Origin of the sequence: Paraburkholderia nodosa DSM 21604 (assembly GCF_000519185.1) — a bacterium.
Taxonomy (GTDB): Bacteria; Pseudomonadota; Gammaproteobacteria; order Burkholderiales; family Burkholderiaceae; genus Paraburkholderia; species Paraburkholderia nodosa.
On record NZ_JAFA01000016.1, the window covers coordinates 15,670 to 27,570 of the forward strand.

13 protein-coding genes are annotated in these 11,901 nt (G+C 62.5%); all 13 read right to left on the reverse strand.

Annotated features, from left to right (window positions below; translation table 11 throughout):
* Positions 1 to 50: 50 nt before the first annotated feature.
* On the reverse strand, positions 51 to 503 hold the full coding sequence (locus A3CW_RS0122960; RefSeq protein WP_035513716.1) for a MaoC family dehydratase: 453 nt from the start codon (positions 501 to 503) through the stop codon (positions 51 to 53).
* Between the two features lie 14 nt (positions 504 to 517).
* A complete protein-coding gene (locus A3CW_RS0122965; protein ID WP_028205661.1) occupies positions 518 to 976 on the reverse strand; it encodes a MaoC family dehydratase in 459 nt (152 codons plus the stop codon).
* Positions 977 to 1,014: 38 nt separating this feature from the next.
* Positions 1,015 to 2,151, reverse strand: a complete 1,137-nt coding sequence (locus A3CW_RS0122970) for an acyl-CoA dehydrogenase family protein (protein ID WP_028205662.1) — start codon at positions 2,149 to 2,151, stop codon at positions 1,015 to 1,017.
* Positions 2,152 to 2,162: 11 nt separating this feature from the next.
* Entirely contained in the window at positions 2,163 to 3,359 is a 1,197-nt protein-coding gene (locus A3CW_RS0122975; RefSeq protein ID WP_028205663.1) for an acyl-CoA dehydrogenase family protein, read from the reverse strand.
* Positions 3,360 to 3,427: 68 nt separating this feature from the next.
* Complete coding sequence (locus tag A3CW_RS0122980; protein WP_028205664.1) at positions 3,428 to 3,862, reverse strand: DUF1178 family protein; 435 nt, start codon at positions 3,860 to 3,862, stop codon at positions 3,428 to 3,430.
* Between the two features lie 233 nt (positions 3,863 to 4,095).
* Positions 4,096 to 4,686 (reverse strand): NUDIX domain-containing protein, encoded by a 591-nt coding sequence (locus tag A3CW_RS0122985; RefSeq protein ID WP_028205665.1) that lies wholly within the window; start codon positions 4,684 to 4,686, stop codon positions 4,096 to 4,098.
* Positions 4,687 to 4,813: 127 nt separating this feature from the next.
* Complete coding sequence (locus A3CW_RS0122990; RefSeq protein ID WP_028205666.1) at positions 4,814 to 5,116, reverse strand: DUF2818 family protein; 303 nt, start codon at positions 5,114 to 5,116, stop codon at positions 4,814 to 4,816.
* Complete coding sequence (gene nuoN / locus A3CW_RS0122995; protein ID WP_035513687.1) at positions 5,116 to 6,588, reverse strand: NADH-quinone oxidoreductase subunit NuoN; 1,473 nt, start codon at positions 6,586 to 6,588, stop codon at positions 5,116 to 5,118. The genes A3CW_RS0122990 and nuoN overlap by 1 nt, the downstream gene beginning before the upstream one ends.
* Positions 6,589 to 6,613: 25 nt before the next feature.
* On the reverse strand, positions 6,614 to 8,113 hold the full coding sequence (locus tag A3CW_RS0123000) for an NADH-quinone oxidoreductase subunit M (RefSeq protein ID WP_028205668.1): 1,500 nt from the start codon (positions 8,111 to 8,113) through the stop codon (positions 6,614 to 6,616).
* Positions 8,114 to 8,136: 23 nt separating this feature from the next.
* Positions 8,137 to 10,200, reverse strand: a complete 2,064-nt coding sequence (nuoL, locus tag A3CW_RS0123005) for an NADH-quinone oxidoreductase subunit L (RefSeq protein WP_028205669.1) — start codon at positions 10,198 to 10,200, stop codon at positions 8,137 to 8,139.
* Positions 10,201 to 10,214: 14 nt separating this feature from the next.
* The gene (nuoK, locus tag A3CW_RS0123010) at positions 10,215 to 10,520 is read right to left on the reverse strand and encodes an NADH-quinone oxidoreductase subunit NuoK (RefSeq protein ID WP_006052894.1); all 306 of its coding nucleotides are present in this window, start codon (positions 10,518 to 10,520) and stop codon (positions 10,215 to 10,217) included.
* A 17-nt stretch (positions 10,521 to 10,537) separates the two neighbouring features.
* Positions 10,538 to 11,233, reverse strand: coding sequence for an NADH-quinone oxidoreductase subunit J (locus A3CW_RS0123015; protein ID WP_028205670.1), 696 nt, complete (start codon positions 11,231 to 11,233; stop codon positions 10,538 to 10,540).
* Between the two features lie 175 nt (positions 11,234 to 11,408).
* Positions 11,409 to 11,897: an NADH-quinone oxidoreductase subunit NuoI gene (gene nuoI, locus A3CW_RS0123020; RefSeq protein WP_028205671.1), complete on the reverse strand. Its 489-nt coding sequence runs from the start codon at positions 11,895 to 11,897 to the stop codon at positions 11,409 to 11,411.
* Positions 11,898 to 11,901: the final 4 nt, after the last annotated feature.

An 11,901-nucleotide genomic window follows, 5' to 3' on the forward strand; every position in this document is an offset into this window, starting at 1 on the left:
AGCGCCCGCCTTGCAGCGGAGCGCCCCTTTTCGTTGGCTACGCAACAACCTTAGAAGTAGTGCCGCGTGATGAACTCGGCCACGCATGCGGGCCGCTCGCTGCCCTCGCGCTCGATGCTCACATCCCACGCGACCTGCACGCCGCCGCCCTCCACGTCGCTCACTTCTTTCACCGCGATACGTGCACGCACCTTCGCGCCCACAGGGACCGGCTGCGTGAAGCGCACGCGGTTGAGCCCGTAGTTCACGCCCATGCGCTGACGCACGTGCAGCGTCCCTCCGAGCAGCACGGGAATCAGCGAAAGCGTGAGAAAGCCGTGCGCAATCGGGCCGCCAAACGGCGACTCGCGGCGCGCACGTTCGGCGTCGATGTGGATCCACTGGTGGTCACCGGTGGCATCGGCAAAACCGTGCACGTCCACCTCGCTCACCTCGCGCCAGCCGCTCACGAGCGGCCCCGCGCCGATCAGCGCGCGCAACGCCGCCGCGTCGGCAATCTGCATGACATCGCTTTCGCTCACGTTGCGCTCCCTGGATGGCGAAGGCCGAACAGCGCCTTCGAACGCACGGTCACGATCAGTTCGCCGTGCTGGTTGTGTCCTTCCCACTGCGTTTCGACGATGCCGCGATCGGGCTTGCTCGCCGAAACGCGCTTGCTCAGGATCGCGTTCGTCATCGTCAGCGTATCGCCCACGCGCGTGGGCTTGAGCCAGCGGATCTCGTCGACGCCGGGCGAGCCCATCGAGGTCGAGTCCTTGAGAAAGTTGCGCACCAGCATGCCCATCATGACCGAGCAGGTATGCCAGCCGCTCGCGACGAGCCCGCCGAACATCGACGCCTCGCCGCCCGCCTCGCTCATGTGGAACGGCTGCGGATCGAATTGCTCCGCGAAATGCACCACCTCGTCGCGCTTAAACGTGTGGGAACCGATCACATAGCGCTTGCCCACTTCGAGATCTTCGTAACTCACGCCCATCCATATTCTCCGCTGATGTTGCCTTCTACCGCCACGCGTTACGCTGCCTGCGCGAAACCGGGCAGCGAAGCGAAGCGTTCGAGATGATGATCGACATCACCGAGCGTCGTTTCGATGATCGCGAGACGCTTGAACAGATGCGCGGCCGCCACTTCGTTGGTGACGCCCATGCCGCCGTGCAGCTGCACGGCCTGCTGGCCGATGAAACGCGCCGCCTGCCCCACGCGCACCTTCGCTGCCGAGATCGCACGGCGCCGCTCTTCGGCCGATTCGCTACTGTAACGCGCGGCGGCGAGGTAAGTCAGCGAGCGGGCCTGCTCGGCGTGGATCAGCATCTCCGCCATGCGGTGCTGCAACGCCTGGAAGCGCGCGATCGGCACGCCGAATTGTTGACGCGTCTTCGTGTATTCGACCGTTGCGTGATTGAGCGCGTCCATTGCACCCACGGCTTCCGCACAGAGCAGGAACGTGGCGTAGTCGGCAATCTTCTCCCACGTCGTCGCGCCGGCGTGCGCGTCGCCCAGACGGCGCGCGTGCGCTTCCTTGAAGGTCAGCGTTGCGGCGCGCTGGCCGTCGATCGTGCGGTAATCGCTCACCTCGACACCCTGCGCATCGCGCGCGACGACGAAGAGCGCAACCTCGCCCGCGAAGCGCGCCGGCACGATCCAGTAGCTGGCCTGGGCGCCGTGCTGCACGACCGATTTCGTGCCGGTGAGCGCGAAGCCGTCGCCCGTTTCCTTCGCCTGCGTTTCCAGCGAGAACAGGTCGTATCGCGACTGCGGCTCGTGGAACGCGGCAGCAAGCTTGATCTCGCCCGAGGCGACGCGTTCGAGCAGCGCCGCGTTTTCCGCGTTTTCCGGTTCAGCCGCACCGCCCGCGAGCTTGAGCGCCTCGACGCCCACCGCGGTTGCCCAGTACGGCTCGACCACGAGCGCGCGGCCCAGCTCCTGCACGACGACGAGCACGTCGAACGGCGCGCCGTCGAAGCCGCCCTGCTCCGCCGGCACGGGCAGCGCGGTCAGTCCGAGTTCGACGAAGGCGTTCCAGTGCTGAGCCGAGACGCCAGCGGGTGTCTTCACGATCGCCTGACGCGCTTCGAAGCCGTAGTTCTTGTCGAGATAGCGACGCAGCGCGTCGGCGAGTTGCTGTTGTTCTTCGGTGAAGTTGAAGTTCATTGCGCCGCTCCTCAAATCCCCAGAATCATCTGCGAGATGATGTTCTTCTGAATTTCGTTCGACCCGCCGTAGATCGACGTCTTGCGATAGTTGAAGTAGTACGCCGCGAGCGGGGCCGCGTCGTCGTCACCGCCGGCCGCGTGTTCGTGCTCGCCTTCGAGGAAGGCCGGATCGAACGGCGCCGCAAGCGGGCCGACTGCGTCGACCATCAGCTCGGTCAGCGCCTGCTGGATCTCCGTGCCCTTGATCTTGAGCATCGACGCTTCGGGACCGGGGCCGCGCCCGTTGGACGCGCTCGCGATCACGCGCTCGGCCGTGACTTCGAGCGCCATCAGCTCGATTTCGACGGCGGCCACGCGCGCCGCGAACACGGGATCTTCGAGCAGCGGCTTGCCATGTTTCTTCTGCCTGAGCGCGACGCCCTTGAGGAACGCGAGTTCGCGGTTCGACGCGCCCACGCGCGCGATGCCCGTGCGCTCGTGGCCAAGCAGATACTTCGCGTAGGTCCAGCCGCGGTTCTCGTCCCCAACGAGATTTTCAACGGGCACCTTCACGTCTTCGAAAAATACTTCGTTGACCTCATGGTCTTCATCGAGCGTGATGATCGGACGCACCGTGATGCCGGGCGTTTTCATGTCGATGAGGAGAAACGAGATGCCTTCCTGTTTCTTGGCCGCAGGATCGGTGCGCACGAGGCAGAACATCATGTCGGCGTGCTGGCCGAGCGTGGTCCAGGTCTTCTGGCCGTTCACGACGTAGTGATCGCCTTCACGCACGGCGCGCGTGCGCAACGATGCGAGGTCGGATCCCGAACCCGGTTCGGAGTAGCCCTGGCACCACCAGTCTTCACCGGAAAGGATGCGCGGGAGATAGCGGCGCTTCTGGGCCTCGTTGCCGTACTTCATGAGCACGGGCGCGACCATCGACACGCCGAACGGCAGTACCGGCGGCGCGCCGATACTGCCGCACTCGGCGTCCCAGATGTGGCGTTGCGTTTCGGTCCAGCCTGGACCGCCCCATTCCGCGGGCCACGCAGGCGCGGACCAGCCCTGCTTGCCTAGCAGCGTGTGCCAGTTGGCGATGTCGTCGCGCGAGAGGCGTTTGTGGTTGAGAACCTTGTCGCGCATCGCTTGAGGCAGATTGGCCTCGAGCCAGGCGCGGATTTCGGCGCGAAATGCGTCGTCAGTCGGGGTGTAGTCCAGATCCATGCGCAATGTCTCCTGGCCGCGGCCGGTGCGGAGCGTTCCCCCGCGCCGCAGCGAAGACCCGCATGGCGTTATTGCAGCGGACCCTTCAACGCGGCCGGAACCGGCAGCGGCATCACATCGATGCCTTCTTCGACGAGAGCTTGCGCATCGTCCGCAGAAGCAACTCCACGGATGTTGCGCGACGGCGCTTCGTTGTAGTGAATGCGCCGCGCCTCCTCGGCGAAACGGTCGCCTACGTTCTCCGTCTTCTCGAGGACCTCGCGGATTACACGCATCGCATGCGCCTGCCATTGCGCTGCCTGCTCGTGCGGCGACGCTTTCGGCGTTTCGCTCGCGCCGGACAGGTTCAGCCGGGGCGCGGACGGCAAGCGGGTCACGTGGGTGGCGCCGCACATCGGACATTCGACCAGCTTGCGGGACAGTTGCGACTCGAAGTCGTCAACCGATGCGAACCAGCCTTCAAACCGATGGCCGTCTGGACACTGTAAATCGAGGACCTTCATGGGGAATCGAGGCTTGCGATGAGTTTAGCGCAAATCGTAAATTTGTGAACGATCGTTCGAAAAAATTCCTGCGGCCAGCCACCGGGGATTTTCCCGGGGTTCGATTGTAGCGCCGCTCGGGCGGGCGCGCTGGAGGTGCTTCGAGGCGTATTCTGCTTCCGGTGCGCGTAGAAGCGACAACGGCGGCCACCAGGGCCGCCGTCGATCGGGAATTGGCTGCGCTGCGTAGCGTGTCAGCCCTGCTCCGCCTTCGCGAGCGGCCACGCGCCCGACAGCGCCTTTTCGAGCCAGAACGTACCGACGATCGTCTTCACGTCGGTGATCTTGCCCGTTCGCACCCATTCGAGCAGTTCGGGAACCGTCGCCGTGAAGGTTTCGAGAAACTCGCCGTCGTCGAGTTGCGCCGCGCCTGCGGTCAAGCCGCGTGCGAGGTAAATGTCGATGAACTCGGTCGAGTACGAGATCACGGGATGGATCTGCGCGAGATACACATACTCGCGCGCCGTATAGCCCGTCTCCTCCTTCAGTTCGCGGATCGCGCAGGCGAGCGCGCCCTCCTGCGGATCGAGCTTGCCTGCGGGGAATTCGGTCATCACGCGCGAGAGCGGATAGCGGTACTGGCGCTCCATCAGCACGCGGCCGTCGTCGAACAGCGGGATGACCATCACCGCGCCAGGATGCTGAACGAACTCGCGCGTGGCGTGCTTGCCGTCCGGCAGCGCAACGGTGTCGCGCTTCAGGGTAAGGAAATTGCCCGCGTAGAGCGTCGTGCTTTCCACGCACGTCTCGGCGAGCGCCGGGTCGTGTTGATGATGTTCAGCCATAGTCAGCCTCGTGGGTGCTCAGAAAAATCGGGAAGCCGCGGGCGCGCCGCATGAATTGAAATCGGCCGGACTGCGGGCCGGACTGCAGGTCGCACCGCGCGTGCCGGCCGCATGCCGGCCACGCGCGTCACGCCGGGCGGCGTTTGACGAGATATTGCCAGGTGAAGCCGGGGAACGCGAACACGACAAAAAGACTGAAGGTGATCGCGTAGAACTGCCAGCCCTGGTCAAAACGATTGCCGGCGCGCGCCTCCAGCAGGAAGCCGAACGTACCGACCACAAAATACAGCACGATCATTTCAGCGATGCGAATCCACGCACTCTTCTTCGGTGCGCGAAGCGGCACGACGCCGAACAATCGCTGGTTGAGGAACGGCAGGTTGGCGCCCGCGAGCGCCAACAACACGATGAACCAGCCCGCTGCCGACATTAGAGTGGCAGCGTATGCGTGACAGCCTGCAGGCAGATCGACATCAGCGGGCCAGGAATGATGCCCAGCACGAGCACCGCCACGCCGTTGAGCGTGAGCAGCGCGCGGTTGCATGCGTGGCTCTCGATCGGAGCTTCGTCCTGCGGTGCGTCGAAGTACATCAGCTTGACGATACGCAGGTAGTAGAACGCGCCGAACAGCGACGTGATCACGGCGAGCACGGCAAGCCATGTGAGGCCCGCGTTCATGGTCGCTTCGAGCACGGCAAGCTTCGCGTAGAAGCCGACGGTCGGCGGAATGCCGGCGAGCGAGAACATCATGAGCATCATGACGAACGCGAATACCGGATTGCGCTGATTCAGGCCCTTGAAGTCGTCGATCGTCTCCGCTTCGAAATCGCGGCGGGAGAGCAGCATGACGATGCCGAACGCGCCGAGCGTCGTGATCAGATAGACGATGCTGTAGAACATGGCCGAGCTGTATGCGCTGGCCGCGCCCGTCGCCTTGTTGTCGACGATGCCGGCGAGCAGGCCGAGCAGCACGAAGCCCATGTTCGAGATGGCCGAGTACGCGAGCATGCGCTTGATGTTGCGCTGGACGATACCCGTAATGTTGCCGACGATCATCGAGAGTGCCGCGAGGATGATCAGCATCTCCTGCCAGTCCACTGCCAGCGGCAGCAGGCCCATCACGAGGAAGCGCACGGCCCACGCGAATGCCGCGACCTTCGGGCCGCCGCCGGTAAGCAGCGTCATGGCCGTAGGCGCGCCTTGATAGACGTCGGGCACCCACATGTGGAACGGCACCGCGCCCATCTTGAACGCCACGCCGGCGACGATGAACACCACGCCGAACAGCAGGACGATATCGTTGATGTGGCCCGAAGCCACGGCCTTGAACACTTCGTTCAGTTCGAGCGAGCCGGTCGCGCCGTACAGCATCGAGATGCCATAGAGCAGGAAGCCCGAAGCGAGCGCACCCAGCACGTAGTACTTCATGGCCGCTTCGTTCGACTGCGTCGCGTCACGACGCAGTGCGATGACCGCGTAGAGCGAGAGCGACATCAGCTCGAGGCCGAGGTACAGCGTCAGGAAGTTGTTGCCCGAGATCATCGTGAGCTGGCCGAGCAGCGAGAACAGGCCAAGCAGGAAGAACTCGCCCCGGAACATGTCGCGGTCTTCGAGATACTTGCGCGAGTACACGATCGACACGGCGTAGCCGAGCGTGACCACCGCCTTCATGGCGCTCGCGAACGGATCGACCACGTACATGCGCGTGAAGTAGTAGTACACGTGCGGATCGAACGCGTCCACCGCGAACCAGATACCGGCTATGACCGTGGTCAGCAGCGCGATGAAGTAGGTCGTGCGCCGGTTTTCAGGACCGGTGAACGTGTCGTTGAGCCACGCGACGACGAGGCCGGTCATCACCAGGCCGTCGGGCAGCAGAGCGTACATAGGGGCGTTTGGCATGATCTTTTGTTCCTCCGCTCGGGTATTACTGTGACAGCGGCAGTTTCGACACTGCGACGTGGGAGAGGAGGTTTTCCACGGAAACGTGCATCACATCGGTAAAGGGCTTCGGGTAGACGCCCATGAAAAGCGTAAACAGTGCGAGCACCCCAAGAATGAAGTATTCGCGACCGTTGATGTCCTTCAACTCGCGAACGTGGTCGTTCGCGATGGCGCCGAAGTACACCCGCTTGTACATCCACAACGTATAGGCCGCGCCCAGGATCAGCGTGAACGCCGCCCCGAAAGCGATCCAGAAGTTGTACTTCACAGCCGCCAGAATCACCATGAATTCGCCGACGAATCCCGAGGTGCCCGGCAGACCGCAGTTGGCCATCGCGAACAGCATGACTAGCGCCGCGAACTTCGGCATGGTGTTGACCACACCGCCGTAATCCGCGATATCGCGTGTGTGCATGCGGTCATACAGCACGCCGATGCACAGGAACATGGCGCCCGAGACGAAACCGTGCGAGATCATCTGGATGATCCCGCCTTCCATCGCGAGCTGGCTCGACGGGCCGAACATAAAGAAGCCGAGCGTGACGAAGCCCATGTGGGCGATCGACGAGTACGCGACCAGCTTCTTCATGTCCGCCTGCACCATCGCCACGAGGCCGATGTAAATCACGGCGATCAAGGACAGCGTGATGATGACCGGCGCCAGGTAGTGACTTGCGTCCGGCGTGACCGGCAGCGAGAAACGCAGGAAACCGTACGCGCCGAGCTTGAGCATGATCGCGGCCAGCACGACCGAGCCGCCCGTGGGCGCTTCGACGTGCGCGTCCGGCAACCACGTGTGGACCGGCCACATCGGCACCTTGACGGCGAACGCGAAGAAGAACGCGATGAACAGCAGGATCTGCGGCGTCATGGCGATCTTCGCGGCCTGCCAGGAGGCGAGGTCGAAGGTCCCGGTAATGCGGTACAGGTACAGCAACGCGACCAGCATGAGCAGCGAGCCGGCTAGCGTGTAGAGAAAGAATTTGAACGCTGCGTACACGCGGTTCGGGCCGCCCCACACACCGATGATGATGTACATCGGAATGAGCGTGGCTTCGAAGAACACGTAGAACAGCAGACCGTCGGCGGCGCAGAAAACACCGATCATGATGCCCGACAGGATGAGGAACGACGCGTAATACTGCGCGACGTTCTTCGTGATGACCTGCCAGCCCGCGATCACGACGATCACGGTGATGAGTGCCGTCAGCACGACGAACCACATCGCGATGCCGTCGACGCCCAGGTGATACGCAATATTGAACCGCTCGATCCAGACTGCCTTCTCCTCGAACTGCAGGGAAGCCGTGCTCGTATCGAAGCCCGCGACGAGCGGAAGGGTGACGAGGAAACTAAGCACCGAACCGATGAGTGCGAGCCAGCGGTCCGCACTCGGGTTCCGACGGGAACCCACTACAAGAACGATGACGCCGAATACGATCGGCATCCATATCGCAATACTGAGAATCGGAGTTGCGTGCATGCGTTTCCTCGCCTTATTTTGCCTTATTTGCCGCCGAGCGTTACAAACAGGGTAAGGAGGCCAAGCATGCCAATGATCATGGCAAATGCGTAGTGGTAGATATAGCCGGATTGCAGGAAACGAATGACACTTGCAAACCAGCCGATAAACTTGGCGCTCCCGTTTACGACGCCGTCGATCACGACGACATCGCCCTCCTTCCACAGACCGCGACCGATCGCGACTGCTCCGCGAGCGAAGACGATTTCGTTGATCTTGTCGAGGTAATACGCGTTTGCCAGCAGCTTGTAGACCGGCGAGAAAGTGCGCGACACGACGGCCGGCAGTTCCGGGCGCTTCATGTAGAAGAACCACGCCACCACCACACCCGCGAGTGCGAGCCACACCGGCAGACCCGAGAACGCATGCGCGCCCATCGCGGCCCAGCCCTGGAATTCCTTGCCCATCTCCGCGAGCGCTTCGTGGTTCTCGCCAACGAAGATGACGTTCTGGAACGCCACGCCATGCGAGAAGAAGTCACCGAAGAGCAGCGGCTGGATCGCGAACGCACCGGCGATCACCGAGGGAATCGCGAGCAGAACGAGCGGCACCCAGATGACCCACGGCGACTCGTGCGGCACGTGCACGTGGTGTTCGTCGTGACCGTGGCCATGATCGCCGTGACCGCTGTGGGCAGCATTGGCGGCTTCGATCGCCATCGGCGATTCCGGATGCTTCGGACCGCGGAAGCGCTCTTCACCGTGGAACACGAGGAAGTACATACGGAACGAGTACAGCGCCGTGACGAACACGCTCGCGACCACCGCGAAATACGCGAAGCCCGAACCCGGCAGGTGCGAGAGCTTCACTGCGTCGATGATCGAATCCTTCGAGTAGAAGCCCGAGAAGAACGGCGTGCCGATCAGCGCGAGCGAACCGATGAGCGAGGTGATCCACGTGATGGGCATGTACTTGCGCAGGCCGCCCATGTTGCGCATGTCCTGATCGTGGTGCATGCCGATGATGACCGAACCCGCGCCGAGGAACAGCAGCGCCTTGAAGAACGCGTGCGTCATCAGGTGGAAGATCGCGACCGGGTAAGCCGAGACGCCGAGCGCCACGGTCATGTAACCGAGCTGCGAGAGCGTGGAGTAAGCCACCACACGCTTGATGTCGTTCTGGACCACCCCGAGGAAGCCCATGAAGAGCGCGGTAATGGCGCCGATCACGACGATGAACGACAGCGCGGCTTCCGAAAGTTCGAACAGCGGCGACATGCGCGCGACCATGAAGATACCGGCCGTCACCATGGTTGCCGCGTGAATCAGCGCGGAGATCGGCGTCGGGCCTTCCATCGAGTCGGGGAGCCAGACGTGCAGCGGGAACTGGGCCGACTTGCCCATTGCGCCGATGAAGAGGCAGATACACGCAACGGTGAGCAGGTTCCACGAGGTGCCCGGGAACGTCAGCGCGGCGATTTCATGACCCTTCGCGAAGATGTCGTTGTAGTTCAGCGAGCCGCCGAACGCGAGCAACAGGCCAATACCGAGCAGGAAGCCGAAGTCGCCCACGCGGTTCACGAGGAACGCCTTCATGTTCGCGTAGATGGCGCTTTCACGCTTGAAGTAGAAGCCGATCAGCAGGTACGAGACGAGACCCACCGCTTCCCAGCCGAAGAACAGCTGCAGGAAGTTGTTGGCCATCACGAGCATCAGCATCGAGAACGTGAAGAGCGCGATGTACGAGAAGAAGCGCTCGTAGCCCTCTTCTTCCGCCATGTAGCCGATCGTGTAGATGTGCACCATCAGGGACACGAAGGTCACGACGACCATCATGAGCGCAGTCAACGAGTCGATGAGGAAGCCAACTTCGAACTTCAGGCTGCCGACCGACATCCATTCGTAGACAGTCGCGTTGAAGCTCGCGCCGCCCATCACGTCAAAGAACGTGATGAGCGAAAGCACGAACGCAATCGCGACGCCGAGAATGGCCACCGTATGCGCGCCCGCGCGCCCGATCGTTCTGCAAAAGAGACCGGCAATCAGAGAACCGGCGAGAGGAGCCAGCGGGATCGCCAGCAGAAGAGTTTCGTTGAGAGTCGTTGCCATAAAGTCAGCCTGCCTTAGCCTTTGAGCTGATCGAGATCCTCGACATTGATCGTGTCGAGGCTGCGGAACAGGGTCACAAGAATAGCCAGACCAATTGCAGCTTCCGCCGCCGCAACTGTAAGCACGAAGAACACGAAAATCTGTCCGTGAACGTCACCGAGGTAATGCGAGAACGCGACAAAGTTCGTGTTCACCGCTAACAACATCAGCTCAATCGCCATCAGGATGATGATGACGTTGCGCCGATTGAGAAAAATGCCAACGATCGAGATCGCAAAAAGGATCGCGCCGAGGACGAGGTAATGGGCCAGTGTCAGCATGGTTCGCTCCTTCGCGCTTAGCTCTTCGTTGCCGGTGCGGCCGGCGCGGCACCCGCCGCGGGCGCAGCCCCGGCTTCCGCCTGCGCCGGTTCCGCCGGCTCAGGCACTTCCACGACGGCCTGCATCTTCACGAGGCGCACGCGGTCCTGACGACGCACGTTGACCTGCTTCGACACGTTCTGACGCTTCGAGTCCTTCGGCTCGCGCACCGTGAGCGCGACGGCCGCGACGATCGCCACCAGCAGCACGAGGCCAGCGACTTCGAAGGCGAAGATGTAGTCGGTGTAGATGATCTTGCCGATCAGGTGCGCATTCGAGATCGCGGCGGCAGCGGCCGGCGTGGTGTCGGGTACCGGCGTGCTCGTCGCGCCGAAGCCGTGCCACAGTATCAGCGCAGTTTCGACCACGATGATCGCGCCCACGATGGTCGCCACCGGGATGAAGCGCTTGAAGTCGCGGCTCAGCACGTCGATGTTGATGTCCAGCATCATCACCACGAACAGGAACAGCACCATCACCGCGCCCACGTAGACGAGCACCAGCAGGATCGCGAGGAATTCGGCCTCGAGCAGCATCCAGATCGCGGCCGCGTTGAAGAACGCGAGCACGAGGAAGAGCGCAGACGCGACGGGATTGCGCGAAGTGATCACCTTCAGCCCTGACAGCGTGAGCAGCAGCGCGAAGATGTAGAACAGGACGGTCGTGAATTCCATGATTACTGGTTCATCGTTGAGGCCTTCGTGAGGCGGATTGCGCGGCGCAGACTGGCGGCCAGACCAGGGAGCGTCGCGCCGCGGCGGTCAGGCTGCGGTAAAGCGCGGGTGTTCGACACACGCGTTCCCCACAGCCGGCCCGAACCGCGGGCCGATGCAGCGTCAAACTGAAAGATCAACGGTACGGTGCATCCGCTGCCTTGTTCGCCGCGATCTGCGCTTCATAGCGATCGCCCACGGCCAGCAGCATATCCTTCGTGAAATACAGATCGCCGCGCTTCTCGCCGTGATACTCGAGAATGTGCGTTTCGACGATCGAGTCGACCGGGCAGCTCTCTTCACAGAAACCGCAGAAGATGCACTTGGTCAGGTCGATGTCGTAACGCGTCGTGCGGCGCGTGTTGTCCTCGCGCACTTCCGATTCGATCGTGATCGCGAGCGCGGGGCACACGGCCTCGCACAGCTTGCACGCGATGCAGCGCTCTTCGCCATTTTCATAGCGGCGCAGCGCGTGCAAACCCCGAAAACGCGGGGATATAGGCGTCTTTTCTTCCGGGAACTGCACGGTGAACTTGCGCTTGAAGGCGTAACGCCCCGTCAGCGCGAGCCCCTTGAGCAGCTCGGTCAGGAAGAACGTCTTGAAGAAGTTTTGGATAGCGTTCATGGTT

Coding starts and splice junctions, on each gene's coding strand:
- A3CW_RS0122960 (WP_035513716.1), bottom strand. CDS start 503: ATGCAGATTGCCGACGCGGCGGCGTTGCGCGCGCTGATCGGCGCGGGG.
- A3CW_RS0122965 (WP_028205661.1), bottom strand. CDS start 976: ATGGGCGTGAGTTACGAAGATCTCGAAGTGGGCAAGCGCTATGTGATC.
- A3CW_RS0122970 (WP_028205662.1), bottom strand. CDS start 2,151: ATGAACTTCAACTTCACCGAAGAACAACAGCAACTCGCCGACGCGCTG.
- A3CW_RS0122975 (WP_028205663.1), bottom strand. CDS start 3,359: ATGGATCTGGACTACACCCCGACTGACGACGCATTTCGCGCCGAAATC.
- A3CW_RS0122980 (WP_028205664.1), bottom strand. CDS start 3,862: ATGAAGGTCCTCGATTTACAGTGTCCAGACGGCCATCGGTTTGAAGGC.
- A3CW_RS0122985 (WP_028205665.1), bottom strand. CDS start 4,686: ATGGCTGAACATCATCAACACGACCCGGCGCTCGCCGAGACGTGCGTG.
- A3CW_RS0122990 (WP_028205666.1), bottom strand. CDS start 5,116: ATGTCGGCAGCGGGCTGGTTCATCGTGTTGTTGGCGCTCGCGGGCGCC.
- nuoN (WP_035513687.1), bottom strand. CDS start 6,588: ATGCCAAACGCCCCTATGTACGCTCTGCTGCCCGACGGCCTGGTGATG.
- A3CW_RS0123000 (WP_028205668.1), bottom strand. CDS start 8,113: ATGCACGCAACTCCGATTCTCAGTATTGCGATATGGATGCCGATCGTA.
- nuoL (WP_028205669.1), bottom strand. CDS start 10,200: ATGGCAACGACTCTCAACGAAACTCTTCTGCTGGCGATCCCGCTGGCT.
- nuoK (WP_006052894.1), bottom strand. CDS start 10,520: ATGCTGACACTGGCCCATTACCTCGTCCTCGGCGCGATCCTTTTTGCG.
- A3CW_RS0123015 (WP_028205670.1), bottom strand. CDS start 11,233: ATGGAATTCACGACCGTCCTGTTCTACATCTTCGCGCTGCTGCTCACG.
- nuoI (WP_028205671.1), bottom strand. CDS start 11,897: ATGAACGCTATCCAAAACTTCTTCAAGACGTTCTTCCTGACCGAGCTG.